Raw genomic sequence first — 17,077 nt, 5'->3', positions numbered from 1 at the left:
CTTACTTTTTTTATTTAAAAAAGCTTAAAAACGAATATTTGTTCTATTTCATTATGTCGCTTATAATAGTATCAGAATGAATGAAAGGAATAACCATTATGAAAAAACCGCTCGCCTTTCGCATGAGACCAACCAATATCGACGAAGTTGTCGGACAGCAACACTTAGTTGGTCCAAATAAAATTATTAGACGAATGGTAGACGCTCGCATGCTATCATCGATGATTCTCTATGGTCCACCAGGTACAGGGAAAACAAGTATCGCAAGTGCCATTTCAGGATCAACACAGTCTGCCTTCCGCCAATTAAATGCTGCAACTGATTCTAAAAAAGATTTACAAATTGTTGTTGAAGAAGCTAAGTTTTCAGGTCAGGTTATTTTGTTACTCGATGAAATTCATCGTTTAGATAAGCCTAAACAAGATTTTTTACTTCCTCATTTAGAAAGTGGCCTCATTGTTCTCATTGGCGCAACAACAGAGAACCCTTATATTAGTATTAACCCTGCGATTAGAAGTCGAACGCAAATTTTTGAGGTCAAACCGCTTGCTATAACTGATATTGAAGTAGCTTTACAGCGCGCCTTAACAGATGAAAAAAATGGTCTTGGCCACTTAGCGATTAAATTGGATGATAATGCTCTCCAGCATTTCGCAAGAAGTTCTATGGGTGATTTAAGAGGGTCACTTAATGCATTAGAATTAGCCGCTCGTTCAACTCCTGAAAATGATGAGGGCGACATTCATATTACGCTTACTATTGCTGAGGAATGCTTACAAAGAAAAGCACTGGTCCATGATAAAGATGGCGATGCTCATTATGACGTTATTTCTGCTTTTCAAAAATCATTACGTGGTAGTGATGTCGATGCCTCTCTTCACTACTTGGCTCGTTTAATTGAAGCTGGTGAACTGGTTATTATATGCAGAAGACTATTAGTTTGCGCTTATGAGGATATTGGATTTGGTAACCCAGCAGCCGTGGCACGAACAGTATCTGCCGTTCAAGCTGCTGAAAAATTAGGTCTACCGGAAGCACGAATTCCACTGGCACACGCAGTCATTGATTTAGCCCTATCTCCCAAATCAAATTCAGCGATTGATGCCATTGACGCAGCTTTAAATGACGTTCGTCAGGGAAAATCAGGAGATGTGCCCTTACACCTCAAAGATGCTCATTATCAAGGTGCTGAAAAATTAGGCAGAGGCGTTAATTATAAATACCCACATGCTTACGACAACCACTGGGTGGCGCAACAATACTTGCCAGACAGTCTAAAATCGTCTCAGTATTACGAAGCAGTGATCACTGGTAAATATGAAAAAGCACTTGCTCAACAAGCAGATTCTCTAAGAAAATCATCTGGAAAATAAAAAAATGGGTTACGCTTACATCCTTATTAAAACAGCTTTTTAAATAAAAATTAAGTAAGAATTCTTGCATCCTATTCAGGTGTGTGCTACTATACTTATAAGAAGTTCTGAGGTGTACGATATATTCTCAATGTGTTGACCGAACAAATAATTACTATATTGGGATCCTTGATTTATGTCGGATAGCAAGCCATGTCATGTGGAAGCTAGCAAGACATTCTGTGGAGCCCACCTGCTAATACTGCGGGTTCAAAACTAGTAGAATAACATAAACCGGCACCATCGGATTTTCTCTATAAAGTTCTATACTTTAGAAGCCGCTCTTTGAGCGGCTTTTTATTTTTGAAAGGAGTTCTTCTTCTGATGATTAAAGGATTAATAATCACATTTGGCATACTCTTACTAGTCGTTAGTTGGTTTTTGACTAAGAAAGCTAACGATGCTTTTCTTTTATTTCCAGAAAAATTCACAGATGCTCAAAAACAACAATTAAATCAATTCTTTACAATAAATGGGATAATTTTTGCAGCCTTTGCCCTATCATCAGTCATTACCTTAATTGTCGATCAAAAAATCGTTTATCTTGTCTTCATCGTGATCGTTTCGCTCTATTCAGCTTATTTTTCAAACAGTCTATCTAAACGATTAAAATAACGCTTTCATTACTTCCTTTTTATTTCTTCAAAAATGCGTTACAATAAAGATGTAAGCAAAGAAGAAATGGAGTGATCGTTATGTTACAAGAATACACAACAATTTTGGCCCCTGTCGATGGTTCAAGCGAGTCAGAATTGGCATTTCGAAAAGCAATTGAAGTTTCAAAACGAAATCATTCAAAACTGGTTATCGTCCACGTTATCGATACCAGAGCCATCCAAACCCCTTCAGGCTTCGAAGGTAGTTTTACAGACGAAATTATCCGTCAGACAAAAGTCATGATGGATAGCTATGAAAAAGTCGCTCGTGATGCTGGCTTAAGCGACATTGAAAGTCGCATTGAATACGGCTCACCTAAAGTGATGATTGGTAAAGATTTACCTGAAGAATACCATGCCGACTTAATTATGATTGGCGCAACAGGCTTAAATGCTGTTGAACGTCTCTTCATCGGCTCGGTTTCTGAATATGTGATTCGCCATGCCCCATGTGACGTCATGGTTGTGCGAACTGATTTGGAAAATAAAAAAGTAAACTAATCAAAAAAGTTACGAGGTTGGCAATTTAAGCCAACCTTGTTTTTTTATGCCATTTTTGTCGATACAGCGTTTAAAAACTGGCTGTATCTTACATTTACATAGCCAAATGTAAGATACAGCACTAAGATATCGAACTGTATGATACATTTGAGGGCAGAAATGTAAGATACAACTCTTTTATTAACTTTTTATCTTTTTATTATTACTGCTGTATCGTACAGCTGACTATAAGAAAAGCGGACAAGTCCGCCTTGGCCTATGAAAAAATAGGAAATTTGACCCTGAATTGTCAGGAGACTTCGCGCTTCAGCGGGTTAGTCGAATGATATGCGTTAGCGAGCAGCGAAGCGCGCAATGGGGCAAATTTATCTTTTTTTCAGTAGGCCAGGACTTGGGAGCTAGACATTGATGGCTGAACTTATAATCCCCTAGACTATAAAAAATGACGGAAGGACTCATGCCCTTCCGTCATTTTCTATTTAACTTATTTGCTTAAACGAATAACGTCATTTAAGATAACTTTTTCTTCATCAGTTGGAATAAGAAGAACTTGTACTTTAGCAGCATCTGTTGAGATGATTCTTTCTTCTCCACGAACGTTATTTCTTTCTTCGTCAATGTCACAACCGAACCAGCTAATGCCGTCGATGATGATTTGACGTGTCATAGCAGAGTTTTCACCAATACCAGCAGTGAAGACAATTGCATCAACACCATTCATTGTTGCAATGTATTGACCAATGTATTTTTGAACGCGGTTGTAGAAAATATCTAATGCTAGTTGTGAACGCTCATCTCCAGCTTCAGCTTCAGTTTCAACGTCACGCATATCACTTGATACACCAGAAAGACCTAGTAAACCTGATTTTTTGTTTAAAATATTAACCATTTCATTAATATCAGTAATTTCAAGTTTATTCATCAAGTATGGTAATAATGATGCATCGATATCACCAGAGCGAGTTCCCATTGTAAGACCAGCTAGTGGTGTGAATCCCATAGATGTATCGATTGATTTTCCGCCATCTACAGCAGTAATAGACGCACCATTACCTAAGTGACAAGTAATGATTTTCAAGTCTTCTAGTGGTTTGCCTAATAACTCAGCTGCACGTTCTGAAACGTATTGGTGGCTTGTTCCGTGAGCACCGTACTTACGAGCTGCGAAATCTTCATAGTACTCCATTGGAATGCTATATAGGTAGTTTACAGCTGGCATGTCGGCGTGGAATGCTGTATCGAAAACAGCTACGCTTGTGATTTCTGGTAATAATTTTTTGAAGGCACGAATTCCTGTTGCATTTGCAGGGTTGTGCAGTGGTGCTAATTCACCTAGTGCTTCAATCTTAGCAAGAGCTTCGTCATCAATTAGTGCTGATTCTTTGAAGTCTTCTCCACCAGCTACAATACGGTGTCCAACGCCAGTGATTTCGTTGAAGTCTGTGATAATTCCTAGTTCTACTAATTGAGTCATTAATTTCTCAACAGCAATTTCATGGTTATCAATATCTTCTGTAACGGAATACTTTTTACCTTCACCATATTTAATTGTGAAAATAGAATCTTTCAAACCAATTCTCTCAATAATACCTGATGAAACAGCTTCTTCTTCTGGCATTTGGTATAAAGTAAATTTCAGACTGGAACTTCCAGCGTTAATTGCAATAATTTTTGACATTCGTTTTTTTCGCTCCTAACAAAGTTTTATGATGATATCAAAAGTATTATAACATCTTTTCACGCCAATTGTTAAAATTTCCTAAAAACTCTTTCATTCGACGCGCATCTTTCAAGTCTGGCATATTAGCAAGTAAAACTTGTTTAGCTTGCTTTGATCCGTTGCCTTTCTTTTGAATCATGACAATTGATTTTTGAATTTTTTCAGACTGGAACAAGGTTTGAGGTAAATGAAGCATAGCTTGTAAGTACCCCGCTCCCTTCAACCATTTCATTAGAACGCCTTGGTTATCACTTTCAAACAGGTCTTTCGGGACAATAAAGACACCCCATCCGCCCTCTTTTAAGTATTTCAAGTGCTGTTCAATCAACAAATAATGGGCAAAGGAATGACCTTCTTTAAATGACGTTTGGAATTTCTTCGCACGATCATCGACTGGATAATAACCAACTGGTAAATCAGAAACTGCCAAGTCAGCTGGCTGAATCAATAGTTCTTGAAGGCTATCAGAATGTGTGAATTGAACGTTTTCTCCCCATCCTTGCAGATGCAATCCATTGGACGCTAGCGAGATTAACAAATCATCATTATCAACTAATTCAGCTGTAACGGACTTTCCTTTACCTTCAAGAGCTTCCATAACAACGGACAAGAGGTTACCTGTTCCAACTGCTAAGTCGTGAACATGAATGGCTTCCTTATTATCTCCCAGAACTACAGCAGTGAAATAGGCAATTAAAGAAGCAATGGTATCCGGTGTAATTTGGTGATTGACTTGGATTTTATCTTCTTTAATAGCTTTGATATAGCTTAATTGTAAGAGTTTGTGTGTCACTTCTCGTGATTCTTCATTTAATTTTAGTTGACGGTAAAGGCGATTCAACTGCTTAACTGTTTCCTCGGAGGGTAAACCATCCATTTGTTGTGCCTGGTTATCGTAAGCGATATTCTGAATTGTTTCTGCTAATGCTTCGATATAGGAAACATCTAATTCCTCTTGTAGGAGAAGAACGGCTTGATCGAGTGTCGAAAATAAGTGTTCAAGTTTTGTTGTGTCCATAAAAGACCCACCTTTCGCCTTTCTTTGCTAGAAAAAAAACTTGCGTCAGGAAATACCTTCGCAAGTTCTTTTGTGTATGTAAATTGGAAAAACATTTATTTATTATTGAGCAACAGGGTAAACTGATACTTGTTTTTTGTTACGTCCTAGACGTTCGAAACGTACAATTCCGTCTGTCTTAGCATACAAAGTATCGTCTCCACCTTTACCAACGTTCAATCCTGGATGGATTTTTGTTCCGCGTTGACGGTACAAAATAGATCCACCAGATACGTGTTGTCCGTCTGCTCGTTTAGCACCTAAACGTTTAGCATGAGAGTCACGGCCGTTAGAAGTAGAACCGCCCCCTTTTTTCGTAGCGAACAATTGAAGGTTAAGTTTCAACATGAGTTTGCACCTCCTTGGTTTTAGATTTTATTTAAGTATTAATGGTTTATTAGTTTAACATAGTCAGGATAAGTCTCAGAGACATCCTCTAGCGATAAATACAAATGCTTCAACAAAATTTGAGTCACGCTATCTTGTTGATCCGTTAGCTCAGTTTGAACTTCCGCATACAAGTAACCGCCCTCTTTATCTGCTTGTTCGACAATCATTTGATGATTAGCCATTTTATCTAAACTATTGACAGTTTCAATAGCTAGAACAGAGACAGCAGCACAAACGATATCCTCACCCATATCTGCATAACCAGCATGACCCGTAATCTCAAATGAGACAATGGCGCCTGATTCATTATGGTTAAATCTTGCTTCAATCATAGTTAATCACTTCTCTTATGCGTTGATTGCTTCGATCATAACCTTAGTGTAAGGTTGACGATGACCTTGCTTACGGTGAGAGTCTTTTCTTCTCTTGTAACGGAAAGTCGTAACTTTTTTCTCGCGGCCTTGTTTTTCAACAGTTCCAACGACAGTTGCGCCTTCTACTAATGGAGAACCGATTTTTGTATCTTCTCCACCTACGAAAACAACTTCTTCAAAAGTAACTTTGTCACCTTCGTTTACGTTAAGTTTTTCAACGTAGATTGGTTGACCAACTTCAACTTTTAATTGTTTACCACCTGTTTTGATAATTGCGTACATATTTCTGCACCTCCTTATATACTTAGACTCGCCGAATGAAGTGCCGTAAGGACTTGTAAACTTCAAATCGAGCGGTTGTAGCTGTGGTGCGCACATTTACAACATGAATAGTTTACCAAAATACCGATAAGCAGTCAACAAAAATATTTATATTTCAGCAACTGGACTCATTTCAGCTGTGTGATAGTTTAACTTTGAAAATTCTTTTATCGTCATCATGACAACAAAGCTTGATAGGTAGGCAGCTGCTAAGAAAATCATGACTGTCTGAACAGTTCCCACATCCATTAAAAATCCAATAATCATTGATGAAAAACCACCTACAGCTCGCCCGACATTAATGATTAAGTTATTGGCCATTGAATGAACATGTTTTGGATACAGCTTACTTACAATTGCCCCATAGCCTGCAAACATACCATTTACAAAGAAGCCCACGATAGCTCCACCAATTAACATAGCAAATTCATTTGTCACTAAAGTAAATAAATAAACAGCTGAAGCAGACGCTATTAGGAAACTACCATAAGCGATTCGTGGACCTACCGCATCTAATAATTTACCAAAACATAACATCCCAATAGACATACCAATAATCGTTGAAATCATCCATAACGAGCTTCCTGATACTGACAAACCTAGACTTTCTTGCATGATTTGTGGTAACCAGTTCATCAATCCAAAGTAACCACCGATTTGAATGATTGCCATAAACATTAACGATACCGTTTGACGGCTGAGTTTAGCTGTTTTAAATAGCTCTTTATAGGAAACCTTTTCTTCTGTAACAGCGGTTTGTGGCTCTTTTTCAGTTGTTTGCTCAATCATCTCATCCGTTACATTGAACTGTACCCAAGCAACAATCAGTAACGGTAATAAGCCTAATAAAAATAAAGCGTTCCAACCAAACCGAGGTAAAATAATAGAAGCACAAAGTGCAGCTACAATATTACCTACCATACCGGCTACTCCATTATAGGCAGACATCTTACCCATTTTATAACCTGGTGTCACTTTAGCTAGAAGACTTATGGCAATGCCATACTCCCCACCCGTTCCTACTCCAGCTAAAAAGCGAAGAAGATAGACAGTCGGCAAGTTAGTCGCAAAATACATGGCTGCTGTTGCAAAAGAGAATAATAATAAAGTGGTTTTAAATAATTTCAAGCTACCATATTTGTCTGCTAAATAACCAAATAATAGACCACCTAATAGCATCCCAAAGTTCGTAATCGTCGAGATCGAACCCGCCTGTGTTTTACTGATGCCTAGGTCTAAAATAATGGTAGACAAAGAAAGAGACAGAAACATATTCGTTAAATCGTCTGTTCCTGACCCTATGATTGCGGCACGTTGCACCCGTATTTTATTTTTATCCATATTTATCTCTCCTGAAAATGAATGCTCTCGTCATTCGTTATTTTATTTCTTACTCATTATACAGCTCAGCACTTATTTTGCAAGAAAGAAATAGGCTGGAACTTTTGTTCCAGCCTATCAACTCTATTTAGAAAATTCTGATGATGAAATAAGTCGTGTGCCGAATTTTTCACCAAAATCAATATCATGCGTCACAATTAAAATCCCTGTTCCACTTGCGGCTATATCTTGAATGAGTTTACCAACACTATCAGCAGACTCTCGGTCTAACGCAGACGTTGGTTCATCAAAGCAAAGAATTTTAGGATTTAACATCATCGCACGCGCAATGGCTACACGTTGTTTTTGCCCACCTGATAACATAGATGGCATTTTCTCCAACTGATCTGCGATTCCCATTTCTTCTAAAAGTTCTTCTACTTTTTGGTTGAGTTCATTTTTAGAACCTAATTTTTGAGCAAGTGGTGCTTCCATCAAATTTTCACGAATCGTTAGATTTGGAAATAAAGCGTAATCTTGAAAAACCATCCCAATTTGATTTTGATAAGCACGACGCTCTTTGCGAGAGACATAGTCTGCTCCTTTTTCACCTTCACGGCAAAGGTAATTTTGATCAATCACAACTGTGCCTTGGTCAGCAGCTTCTAAATTATTTAAAATACGCATCAGAGTTGTTTTCCCTGTACCCGATTTACCTGTCAAAACGACAATTTCACCGGCATCAATACTAAAAGAGAATTGATCAAGAACGGCTTGATTTTGAAATTTTTTAGAAATATTGTTTGCTTGTAATAACATTCTTAATCCTCCTAGTATTTTCCTCTGGCTTCAAACCAATTCAGACCGACTGTAATAATACCTGTAATCGCTAAGTATAAAAGACCCACTCCTAAAAACGGTACAAGTGAGGCATAGGTATTAGCAGCGATCTGGCCAGCACGTAACAATTCGCCGATACCTAGAATATAGACGAGTGACGTATCCTTCACTAAAGAAATAATTTCATTTCCTACTGAGGGAAGAACAATTCGGAAGACTTGTGGAATAATAATACGGAAAAATCCTCTTATTTTACCAATGCCGAGCACTTCAATTGATTCAAACTGCCCTTGTGGAATAGCCATAATTCCGCCTCTAAAAATTTCTGCATAGTAGGCTGCATAATTAATAATAAAGGCTAGAATAGCAGCTGTAAATCGGTCCATTACAATACCAACAAATGGTAGTCCAAAGAAAAAGAACATCAATTGTAATAGTAAGGGTGTTCCCCGCATAACAAATACATAGAGTTGTATAATAGCACCAATCCATTTAGGTGCATAAACACGAATAATAGCGACTAAAAAACCCAAGGGAATACTAGTGATTCCCACGATTAAAAATATTTTCATTGACATGATGAGACCATCTAATAAAGATGGCCAAATCGTTTGTATTAGTTCCATGATTATCCTTCTTTCATTTATTCAGAGAAGAACCAATTTTGATAAATTTCATCATATGTTCCATCTGCTCGCATTTCCTCAATCGTTCGATCAATTTGAGCTTTTAAATCTGTGTCTTCTTTTCGCATGGCAACCCTACGTGATCTTCACCGAAATTCTCTTCAATAATGGCAAAGGGGTCTTCGTTATTACTTTTTTTAATGAAATAACAGCCATAGCTTTCTCCAACTACAATAGCGTCCACTCGTTTCGCTTCCAAATCAAGAAAATTATTACTATTAGATGGGTAAAGGACCCTGTCTCCATTTAATTTATTATAAATACCTAATTCATTGTTTTTAATCTTATTAATCGAGCTAGATGATTGTTGCATTGAAACGATTTTCCTTCTAAATCAGCTTTGACTTTAATAGCACTGTCCTTACGAACAACAATCATTTGTGAGTCTGATAGATAAGGTTCACTTAAGAGAACTTTTTCTTCTCGTTCAGGTGTGATCGCATAACCGTTCCAGATTAAATCGATATTTCCTGTATTTAATTCAGTCTCCTTCATTGCTCAATCAATCGGTTGGAAAACAACCTCGTAACCTAATCTGCCGAGTGTTTCTTTGGCTAAGTCGACATCAAAACCAACGATTTCATTATTACCATCTCTAAATCCCATTGGCGCAAATGTTTCATCCAGACCAACAGTAATTGACTTTATTGATTCGGTTTCTGAAGCAACTGATTCTTATGTTTGGTTTGAACAAACAGCAAAAAGTAAAATACCACTAGCCAGTAATAATAGTTTTTTGATTGGCATTAGTTGGACTCCCTTTTAGGAAGTGGCTTATTCAGCAAACCATGTTTGGTAGATTTCTTGGTATTGACCATTCTCTTGTAAATCAGCCAATCCTTGGTTAATCGCATCTTGCAAGCGAGTATCTTCTTTTCTCATCCCAACGCCGTACTCTTCTTCACCAAAGTTATCATCGAGTACCTTATAATTGTCTGCACCTTTTTGTTTCATAATGTAACGCCCTAAAACTTCGTCAACAACAATAGCATCGCTTCGACCACTGTCTAAGTCATTAAAAACGTCAGTAAAAGTCGCATAAAGGACTGGTTGTCCACCTTCAATTTCAGCGATAATACCTGATACATCGGCTTCAATTGCATCTTGAGATGCAGAAGCTTGTTGCGTTGAAACAGTCTTTCCTGCTAGATCAGCTTTTGTTTGAATATCACTATCTGCTAATGTTACGATAATCTGTTTATTTTCTAAATAAGAATCAGAAAAGGCTACTTTTTCTTTGCGCTCGTCTGTAATCGTATAGCCATTCCAAATCAAGTCAATATTCCCTGTATTTAATTCAGTCTCTTTCATTGTCCAATCAATGGCTTGGAATTCAAAGCTAACGCCAATATCTTCACCGATTGCTTCTGCTAAATCCACATCGAAACCTACAATTTGACCATCTGTATCTCTAAAGCTCATTGGTGCAAAGGTGTCATCTAACCCAATAATATATGTGTCTTTCAAAGCTGCATCTGTTGTCTCATTGGTTGATTCATTGACTTCACTATTGCCACATGCTGCCAGTAATCCTGCTGTTACGAATAATCCTAATAATTGTTTTTTCATTTCCTTTTCCTCCTTGGGTCTGTTTGTTTTCCCTATGAAATGACTATGGCTAACCTGATATTACGTTAGAGGCTGCAGCACAATAACATAAAAAAAGTCCTTTGATTTCCTAAAAATTATAGGAAATCAAAGGACGATAGCTTTTGCTTCGTGGTTCCACCTTTTTTTACATAAGCCTTACAACCTATGCCTTATTGTGTTCAAAACATCTAAACACTAGTGCTGTAACGGGCACTACCGAAAGAACTTACTCGCGACAGGAGTCTTTTCAATTCTTTTGCTCAGAGATGTGTGTTCATTTTACTCAACCACTTGCTTCCACCAACCGCAAGCTCTCTATTGATCTTGAAAAATTACTTTTTCTCTTCTTCGCATTTCTATTAGGTAAAGTTATCATATCACAGCTTTTTCAAATTGCAAGACTTTTTTCTCATCTTTCTCTCATTATCTTTCGTACATCCATTGGCTTAGCTTATAAAAAGGATAATAGACAGCGATAAAAAATAAAATATTGAGAAGTAAGGTCGGTCCTAACCGCAGTGATACAAAATTTTCAAAAGTGAGCTGAGTATACCCTAACATGCTATAACACGCAAAAATAAAACTCTCCAAAAAGGATTGAGAAAATACAAACAACAATAAAGAAATAAATACTGATGGATTCAGATAATTCTGCACTTTTTTTAATAAGTAAATAACCAATGCAAATCCAGCAGCATATAAGCCTATAATCCCGGCATAGTAACTGTCATAAATGACTCCAAATAACAAGGCATATAAAAACAGCGGCTGTTTCGGAAATAACACGGTAAATAAAACGAGCACCAGTAAAAATAACCGTGGCGTTAAAATGTAGTTAGCTGTAATAAACTGACCTGCAAATAGATTCATTAAAACCCCATCAAGAATTAAGGCTAAAAATAGAAAGATCGGGATTAAATAAGCATGGTTAAGGGAACGATTCTGACTCATTCACTCGCCCCCTCGCTTTTTCTAATAATAACCGTTACAAAACGAATATCTTTTAAGTTTCCAGCTGGTTCAATCGTTACCTCTTGGAACAAGCCGTATTCATCCATACGAACTTCCTTCACTTTACCAATTAATAATGAACTTGGTGAAACACCGCCTAAACCAGATGTCACTACATTTGTTCCTACTTCAATGGTTACTTCAGGGTCAATTTCAGACATAATCATTAATTCATTTTGGCTGTCATAACCATCAACGATACCATGGATCGATTTATCTTTCATTTGTATTTCAGCAGAAAAACGATTAACCAATTCATTAGTGGTCGACATCAGTAACACTTTAGCTGTTGTTGGACTCACTTCTGAGACGCGACCAATCAGCCCATTACCTGCCATTACAGACATATTAACGGCAATGCCATCTTCGCTACCCTTATCGATAATAATCTGCTCTAGCCAATTGTCAGGATTTCTCGAGATGACTGTCGCAACTGTTTTATCATAATCTGTTAAGACACTTTGGAGATCAAGCTCTTTTTTCATCGTTGCATTTTCATTCTCAAGGCTAACAATACGCGCTTGCATCTCATCTAAAGCATCTATTTTTTCTTTTAATGACTGATTCTCATCATAGGTATTGAGTAAGTTATCGACTGAATCGACAAATTTATTTACTGCCTCCGCTGGTTTTGCAAAAATGCCTGTTGCTAAACCTGCCATGTCATTGGCAAACAGTTGCGGAATGGATGCATCTTCCCGGTTACGGGAAATTGAAAACGCAACTGTACTTATAAATATTATGACTGAAATCAACAGTACAATCATCCGCTTGTTATTGAAAAACTGTTTCACCTTAATTCCTCATTTCTTTTATATTACCGATCCTCTTCTTGGTAACGTCTCTTTATTAATTGGTTAATTGTTTCTAGGGATTTGCCTGTTCCTATGACGACACAGTCCATAGGATTTTCAGCAATCCTAACAGGGAGTCTCATTACATCCGCTACAACACGGTCAAAATCTCTTAATAACGCTCCCCCACCCGTCATAATAATACCATGACTAATGACATCAGCGGAAATTTCAGGAGGTGCCTCTTCTAATAAACGTTTTATCGTATTAATGATTGCCTCTACAGGTTTCTGTAAAGCCTCCGCAAGGTCTTCAGACATCACACGAATCTGTCTCGGCATACCCGTATCGACATCTCTTCCCTTTACTGACATAACACCATATCGGGCATCAGCAGATAGAGATGCCGTACCAATTGCGATTTTTAGTTCTTCTGCTACCTTATCACTAATCGTTAACTTAAATTTCTTTTTTATATATTGAATAATTGCCTCATCCATAGCATCCCCAGCCACTTGGGTCACTTGACTCGTCACAATGCCGCCCAAGGATAATATAGCAACATCGGTTGTTCCGCCTCCGATGTCAACAACCATATTCCCTACTGGATGGTGAACGGGTAGCTTGGCGCCGATAGCTGCTGCGAATGGCTCTTCAATTAAAAATGTTTCCTTTGCGCCTGCAGCACGCGCAGCATCCATAACTGCTCGTTTCTCTACTGCCGTAATACTGCTCGGTACACAAATCATAACATAGGGTTTCTGGAGGGCGAACTTACTTGCTTTTTTTAAAAAGTATTGAAGCATTTGTACCGTCGTATCATAATCCGTTACGACGCCTTCTTTCATTGGACGAGAAGCTACTAATTCAGCTGGTTGATTTTTCACCAACTCAAGTGCTTGATTACCTACTCCTAGAATATCGCCCGTATAAATAGTTCTTGCAACGACAGAAGGTTCTTTATAGACAATGCCTTGTCCGTCAATAAACACTATGGTATTAGCCGTTCCCAAATCAATGGCGATTCGTTGCGGCCTAAAACTAAATACTGCCAAACATCCTTCAATCCTTCCATCGTTTCCTACTTTTAACAATTAAAAGTCCATAACATTTTACCACAAAAGCAACAAGGAAAAACTCAAAACAGGAAAACTATAAAATATTTTAAGAACTTGTTTTTATTTTAAAGAAACAGAAAAGGCTGGAACAAATGAATGTTCCAGCCCTTTTATTAGCTAAAGTTAAATTAGATTTTTTCTACGTTAGCAGCTTGTGGTCCACGGTTTCCATCAACGATGTCGAAAGATACTGCTTGACCTTCTTCTAAAGTTTTGAATCCGTCAGTATTGATAGCTGAGAAGTGTACGAATACGTCATCTCCTGCTTCGCGTTCGATAAATCCAAATCCTTTTTCTGAGTTAAACCATTTTACTGTTCCATTTTCCATGAAAAATTCCTCCTCGTGCGTTTGCACAATTTATTATTGTTATTGCAAATGGTACGATCGGAATGTTCATGACATAACTTTCTTTACCTTACAAAAACATATATAAAGTATAACGTAGATTTCAACCCATTGCAAGCGAATCAAAAATTCTTTTTAAGCTTTTTTTTATAAACACTTTATCTGTTTATTTTTCTAATTTTTCACTGTTGCTTTCAATAATGTCTTTGTACCAGTAGAATGATTTTTTCTTATAACGCTTTAATGTACCGCTACCATCATCATGACGATCGACGTAAATATAACCATAATGCTTGCTCATTTCAGCTGTAGAAGCACTCACTAAGTCAATACAGCCCCATAACGTGTATCCCATGATTTCTATTCCATCTTGAATCGCTTCTTCCACTTGTACAAGGTGGTCGTTCAAGTATTTAATGAGGTAATCATCCGCTACAGTTAGCTCCCCATCAGGCCCTTCAACTAGTTGGTCCTTTGCACCTAAACCATTTTCAACAATAAATAACGGCAGTTGGTAACGATCATAGAAATCATTTAAAACAACTCTCAAACCAACAGGGTCTACCTGCCACCCCCATTCAGATGCTTCTAAATAAGGGTTGGGAATGCCACCTAGAATGTTCCCTTTTGTTTGTTGGTATTTTTCAGGTTCAGATGTTGCTGTTGTAGACATATAGTAACTAAAAGAAATAAAATCAACGGTATGCTCTGCTAATAAGGCTTCATCCCCCTCACCAAATTGAATCTCGATTCCCTCTTCTTTAAAATAACGTTTGATATAGTTAGGGTACTTTCCACGAGCATGAATATCAGCGTCATAGCTGTACTATACAAAAAGACTGGGACAAAATCGTCCTAGCCTTTCAGTCATTAAATGACACCATATTCTTTTAAACTCAAATAGGTTTTATTGCCAATAATAAAATGATCCAACAATTCAATGCCCATCATATCCCCACACTCCACCATGCGTTTAGTGAAAACCAAATCCGCTTCTGATGGATCAGGATTCCCAGACGGATGATTGTGCGCCAGAATAATCCGAGCAGCTGAAAAGCGAACGGCTTCTCGAAATATTTCCCTAGGATGAGCGACACTACTATTCAAGCTGCCTATAAAAATAGTTTTCTTTTTGATAATTTCATTCTTAGTATTTAAGTATAAGGCAACAACGTGTTCTTGCTGTAAGTCTCGCATCTCAGCCATGAACAAGGTGCCCGCCTCTTTAGTTGAAGTAATCGTCCCATCTTTTAGCTGAGTTGCTTGCGCAATACGAAGTCCCAACTCAATACAGGCTTTTATTTCAATGGCCTTTACTTTGCCTATCCCTTTGACAGCATTGAGTTCTTCCAAGGTTGCCATTTTTAAGGCATATAAGTCCTCAAACTCCATGAGTAATCCCAATGCCAATTGAACAACATTACTCTCTCTCGGGCCAGTCCTCAACAAAATTGCGAGTAACTCATGTGTTGCCAATGCTTTTTCACCATATTTTTCAAGTCGCTCGCGCGGTCTCGAGGTTACTGGCATTTCATTTAATAAATTTGTCTTTTGCATAATTCCACTCCTTTAACGTCTCTACTAATAGATACGCAAATGGTGGAATTATCATTATTTTTCTAGTAAGAAATGTCTCACTTCTGATAAAAAGTATAAAGAACCGGTAATGAGGAAAATATCCTGCTCATCAACAGCTTTGCTTATGGTTTGAATGGCTTCCTGCCAATTCTCATGCTCACCGACAGCTTCAATTCCTAACCCTTTCTTCAGCTCTTCAATTGACGCCACTTGATCAAAATCAAAGGTTGTTAAATGAATCGATGCCTGTGGGAGTTTATTCAACCACTCACCAATTTTATCGAGCTCTTTGGTCGTTAGTGATGCATAGAGAATGTGTAGACGACGGTTAGGGAAATGTGTTTCTAAAGCATTGACTAAAGCTTCCATCGCCGGCTCATTGTGAGCGCCATCTAGAATCGTTAATGGTGAATGGGAAACAACTTCCATCCGTACTGGCCAAAAGGCACGTTCAAACCCAAGCTTAATTGATTCTTTATCATAAGTAAACTCATTTTGACGACAAAACACTCGAAAAGCATGCAAGGCAGTTGTAGCATTATCAACCTGGTGCTGCCCCATCAAGGAAATCGTAATATCTTCTATAAGGCAATCATCTGTTTGATAATCAAACCGTTCGTGGAAGACATCTACAGATGGTTTGCTTTGTGCATGAAAATCAACGTGATATTCTGCAACTTCTGAGTGTTGTTGGTTTGCAATATCTAGTAACACGCTCTTAGCTGCTGGTCCAATATTACCCAAAACAACCGGAACACCTTTTTTAATAATCCCTGCCTTTTGAAACGCAATAGCTTCAATGGTATTGCCGAGAATTTTAATATGATCTAAGCCAATCGTTGTTATTAGCGATAGGTTTGGTGTAACAACATTTGTACTATCAAACAAACCACCTAATCCTACTTCAAGTAAGACAACATCCGGTTGAACTTCAGAAAAATAAAGAAACATCATGGATGTAATGACTTCAAATTCTGTTAGACCACCTAGTTCCGTTTGAGCTATCTCATCATATAGGGGTTGGATGCGATTAGCTAAAGCCAAAATGTCTTCATCTGCTATCGGTTGACCATTCACACTAATACGCTCATTAAACTTCATAATATGAGGTGATGTAAAACTGCCTACACTATAGTCATGAGCTTGAAATAATGCGGTTAAATAAGCAACCGTAGAGCCTTTACCATTCGTTCCAGCGATATGAATGGATTTAAATTTTTGTTGGGGATGATTCAATTTTTCCATCATCCATTCCATACGACGAATACCAGGTTTTGGTCCCATGCCTCGTCTTGTATGAATCCATGCTAATGCTTCTTCATATGTCTTAAACATCTTATCATCACCTTACATAAAAGCGGC

Annotated in this window: 20 protein-coding genes, 1 other RNA gene, 2 pseudogenes and 2 other annotated features; of the genes and pseudogenes, 4 read left to right on the top strand and 19 right to left on the bottom strand. The window is 37.8% G+C overall.

Annotation, left to right across the window (positions count from 1 at the left end; genetic code table 11):
* Positions 1 to 98: 98 nt before the first annotated feature.
* From G7057_RS09550 to G7057_RS09535, 4 genes are all read left to right on the top strand, one after another.
* Positions 99 to 1,373 carry a replication-associated recombination protein A gene (locus tag G7057_RS09550; RefSeq protein ID WP_166163272.1) on the top strand — a complete coding sequence of 425 codons (1,275 nt, stop codon included), beginning with the start codon at positions 99 to 101 and terminating at the stop codon, positions 1,371 to 1,373.
* A gap of 101 nt (positions 1,374 to 1,474) precedes the next feature.
* Positions 1,475 to 1,666: non-coding RNA, 6S RNA (gene ssrS, locus G7057_RS09545), on the top strand.
* 70 nt (positions 1,667 to 1,736) lie between these two features.
* Entirely contained in the window at positions 1,737 to 2,027 is a 291-nt protein-coding gene (locus G7057_RS09540; protein ID WP_166163269.1) for a hypothetical protein, read from the top strand.
* An 80-nt stretch (positions 2,028 to 2,107) separates the two neighbouring features.
* Positions 2,108 to 2,569: a universal stress protein gene (locus G7057_RS09535; RefSeq protein ID WP_166163266.1), complete on the top strand. Its 462-nt coding sequence runs from the start codon at positions 2,108 to 2,110 to the stop codon at positions 2,567 to 2,569.
* A 484-nt stretch (positions 2,570 to 3,053) separates the two neighbouring features.
* On the opposite strand, the gene G7057_RS09530 is transcribed toward G7057_RS09535, so the two are convergent.
* The 19 genes and pseudogenes from G7057_RS09530 to G7057_RS09435 form a co-directional block, all read right to left on the bottom strand.
* Positions 3,054 to 4,247, bottom strand: coding sequence for an acetate/propionate family kinase (locus G7057_RS09530; RefSeq protein ID WP_166163263.1), 1,194 nt, complete (start codon positions 4,245 to 4,247; stop codon positions 3,054 to 3,056).
* Positions 4,248 to 4,293: 46 nt separating this feature from the next.
* Positions 4,294 to 5,307 (bottom strand): class I SAM-dependent methyltransferase, encoded by a 1,014-nt coding sequence (locus G7057_RS09525; RefSeq protein WP_166163260.1) that lies wholly within the window; start codon positions 5,305 to 5,307, stop codon positions 4,294 to 4,296.
* Positions 5,308 to 5,409: 102 nt separating this feature from the next.
* The gene (gene rpmA / locus G7057_RS09520; protein WP_076766598.1) at positions 5,410 to 5,694 is read right to left on the bottom strand and encodes a 50S ribosomal protein L27; all 285 of its coding nucleotides are present in this window, start codon (positions 5,692 to 5,694) and stop codon (positions 5,410 to 5,412) included.
* 38 nt (positions 5,695 to 5,732) lie between these two features.
* Positions 5,733 to 6,068: a ribosomal-processing cysteine protease Prp gene (locus tag G7057_RS09515; RefSeq protein WP_166163257.1), complete on the bottom strand. Its 336-nt coding sequence runs from the start codon at positions 6,066 to 6,068 to the stop codon at positions 5,733 to 5,735.
* A 15-nt stretch (positions 6,069 to 6,083) separates the two neighbouring features.
* Positions 6,084 to 6,392: a 50S ribosomal protein L21 gene (rplU, locus tag G7057_RS09510; protein ID WP_166163255.1), complete on the bottom strand. Its 309-nt coding sequence runs from the start codon at positions 6,390 to 6,392 to the stop codon at positions 6,084 to 6,086.
* Positions 6,393 to 6,406: 14 nt separating this feature from the next.
* Positions 6,407 to 6,479 (bottom strand) — a sequence feature (ribosomal protein L21 leader region).
* A 60-nt stretch (positions 6,480 to 6,539) separates the two neighbouring features.
* Entirely contained in the window at positions 6,540 to 7,772 is a 1,233-nt protein-coding gene (locus G7057_RS09505) for an MFS transporter (RefSeq protein WP_166163252.1), read from the bottom strand.
* A gap of 123 nt (positions 7,773 to 7,895) precedes the next feature.
* Positions 7,896 to 8,570, bottom strand: coding sequence for an amino acid ABC transporter ATP-binding protein (locus tag G7057_RS09500; RefSeq protein WP_166163249.1), 675 nt, complete (start codon positions 8,568 to 8,570; stop codon positions 7,896 to 7,898).
* Positions 8,571 to 8,581: 11 nt separating this feature from the next.
* The gene (locus tag G7057_RS09495) at positions 8,582 to 9,217 is read right to left on the bottom strand and encodes an amino acid ABC transporter permease (RefSeq protein ID WP_166163246.1); all 636 of its coding nucleotides are present in this window, start codon (positions 9,215 to 9,217) and stop codon (positions 8,582 to 8,584) included.
* Between the two features lie 17 nt (positions 9,218 to 9,234).
* On the bottom strand, positions 9,235 to 9,345 hold the full coding sequence (locus G7057_RS09490) for a transporter substrate-binding domain-containing protein (RefSeq protein ID WP_166163243.1): 111 nt from the start codon (positions 9,343 to 9,345) through the stop codon (positions 9,235 to 9,237).
* The gene (locus G7057_RS09485; RefSeq protein WP_166163240.1) at positions 9,321 to 9,590 is read right to left on the bottom strand and encodes a type 2 periplasmic-binding domain-containing protein; all 270 of its coding nucleotides are present in this window, start codon (positions 9,588 to 9,590) and stop codon (positions 9,321 to 9,323) included. The genes G7057_RS09490 and G7057_RS09485 overlap by 25 nt, the downstream gene beginning before the upstream one ends.
* Positions 9,542 to 9,904: pseudogene (locus G7057_RS11895) on the bottom strand (transporter substrate-binding domain-containing protein). Before G7057_RS11895 ends, G7057_RS09485 begins: the two are co-directional and overlap by 49 nt.
* 147 nt (positions 9,905 to 10,051) lie before the next feature.
* A complete protein-coding gene (locus G7057_RS09470; protein ID WP_076766609.1) occupies positions 10,052 to 10,846 on the bottom strand; it encodes an amino acid ABC transporter substrate-binding protein in 795 nt (264 codons plus the stop codon).
* 126 nt (positions 10,847 to 10,972) lie between these two features.
* Positions 10,973 to 11,225 (bottom strand) — a binding site (T-box leader).
* A 65-nt stretch (positions 11,226 to 11,290) separates the two neighbouring features.
* A complete protein-coding gene (gene mreD, locus G7057_RS09465; protein WP_166163231.1) occupies positions 11,291 to 11,818 on the bottom strand; it encodes a rod shape-determining protein MreD in 528 nt (175 codons plus the stop codon).
* The gene (gene mreC, locus G7057_RS09460; RefSeq protein ID WP_166163229.1) at positions 11,815 to 12,672 is read right to left on the bottom strand and encodes a rod shape-determining protein MreC; all 858 of its coding nucleotides are present in this window, start codon (positions 12,670 to 12,672) and stop codon (positions 11,815 to 11,817) included. Before mreC ends, mreD begins: the two co-directional genes overlap by 4 nt.
* Before the next feature lie 23 nt (positions 12,673 to 12,695).
* Entirely contained in the window at positions 12,696 to 13,727 is a 1,032-nt protein-coding gene (gene mreB / locus G7057_RS09455) for a rod shape-determining protein (protein WP_166163226.1), read from the bottom strand.
* Positions 13,728 to 13,918: 191 nt separating this feature from the next.
* On the bottom strand, positions 13,919 to 14,119 hold the full coding sequence (locus G7057_RS09450) for a cold-shock protein (protein WP_076766616.1): 201 nt from the start codon (positions 14,117 to 14,119) through the stop codon (positions 13,919 to 13,921).
* A gap of 184 nt (positions 14,120 to 14,303) precedes the next feature.
* Positions 14,304 to 14,951, bottom strand: a pseudogene (locus tag G7057_RS09445) (family 1 glycosylhydrolase); the annotation flags it as partial.
* A gap of 56 nt (positions 14,952 to 15,007) precedes the next feature.
* Positions 15,008 to 15,694 (bottom strand): RadC family protein, encoded by a 687-nt coding sequence (radC, locus tag G7057_RS09440; protein WP_166163223.1) that lies wholly within the window; start codon positions 15,692 to 15,694, stop codon positions 15,008 to 15,010.
* A 54-nt stretch (positions 15,695 to 15,748) separates the two neighbouring features.
* Positions 15,749 to 17,050, bottom strand: a complete 1,302-nt coding sequence (locus tag G7057_RS09435) for a bifunctional folylpolyglutamate synthase/dihydrofolate synthase (RefSeq protein ID WP_166163220.1) — start codon at positions 17,048 to 17,050, stop codon at positions 15,749 to 15,751.
* Positions 17,051 to 17,077 lie beyond the last annotated feature (27 nt).

The organism is Jeotgalibaca arthritidis (genome assembly GCF_011100465.1).
Taxonomy (GTDB): Bacteria; Bacillota; Bacilli; order Lactobacillales; family Aerococcaceae; genus Jeotgalibaca; species Jeotgalibaca arthritidis.
The sequence above is the reverse complement of the archived record's forward strand: the minus strand, read 5'-3'. Positions and strand labels throughout refer to the sequence as shown.

Bases quoted from the DNA above. Each gene is read 5' to 3' on its own strand.
- G7057_RS09550 (WP_166163272.1), top strand. From the start codon at position 99: ATGAAAAAACCGCTCGCCTTTCGCATGAGACCAACCAATATCGACGAA.
- G7057_RS09540 (WP_166163269.1), top strand. From the start codon at position 1,737: ATGATTAAAGGATTAATAATCACATTTGGCATACTCTTACTAGTCGTT.
- G7057_RS09535 (WP_166163266.1), top strand. From the start codon at position 2,108: ATGTTACAAGAATACACAACAATTTTGGCCCCTGTCGATGGTTCAAGC.
- G7057_RS09530 (WP_166163263.1), bottom strand. From the start codon at position 4,247: ATGTCAAAAATTATTGCAATTAACGCTGGAAGTTCCAGTCTGAAATTT.
- G7057_RS09525 (WP_166163260.1), bottom strand. From the start codon at position 5,307: ATGGACACAACAAAACTTGAACACTTATTTTCGACACTCGATCAAGCC.
- rpmA (WP_076766598.1), bottom strand. From the start codon at position 5,694: ATGTTGAAACTTAACCTTCAATTGTTCGCTACGAAAAAAGGGGGCGGT.
- G7057_RS09515 (WP_166163257.1), bottom strand. From the start codon at position 6,068: ATGATTGAAGCAAGATTTAACCATAATGAATCAGGCGCCATTGTCTCA.
- rplU (WP_166163255.1), bottom strand. From the start codon at position 6,392: ATGTACGCAATTATCAAAACAGGTGGTAAACAATTAAAAGTTGAAGTT.
- G7057_RS09505 (WP_166163252.1), bottom strand. From the start codon at position 7,772: ATGGATAAAAATAAAATACGGGTGCAACGTGCCGCAATCATAGGGTCA.
- G7057_RS09500 (WP_166163249.1), bottom strand. From the start codon at position 8,570: ATGTTATTACAAGCAAACAATATTTCTAAAAAATTTCAAAATCAAGCC.
- G7057_RS09495 (WP_166163246.1), bottom strand. From the start codon at position 9,217: ATGGAACTAATACAAACGATTTGGCCATCTTTATTAGATGGTCTCATC.
- G7057_RS09490 (WP_166163243.1), bottom strand. From the start codon at position 9,345: ATGCGAAAAGAAGACACAGATTTAAAAGCTCAAATTGATCGAACGATT.
- G7057_RS09485 (WP_166163240.1), bottom strand. From the start codon at position 9,590: ATGCAACAATCATCTAGCTCGATTAATAAGATTAAAAACAATGAATTA.
- G7057_RS09470 (WP_076766609.1), bottom strand. From the start codon at position 10,846: ATGAAAAAACAATTATTAGGATTATTCGTAACAGCAGGATTACTGGCA.
- mreD (WP_166163231.1), bottom strand. From the start codon at position 11,818: ATGAGTCAGAATCGTTCCCTTAACCATGCTTATTTAATCCCGATCTTT.
- G7057_RS09450 (WP_076766616.1), bottom strand. From the start codon at position 14,119: ATGGAAAATGGAACAGTAAAATGGTTTAACTCAGAAAAAGGATTTGGA.
- radC (WP_166163223.1), bottom strand. From the start codon at position 15,694: ATGCAAAAGACAAATTTATTAAATGAAATGCCAGTAACCTCGAGACCG.
- G7057_RS09435 (WP_166163220.1), bottom strand. From the start codon at position 17,050: ATGTTTAAGACATATGAAGAAGCATTAGCATGGATTCATACAAGACGA.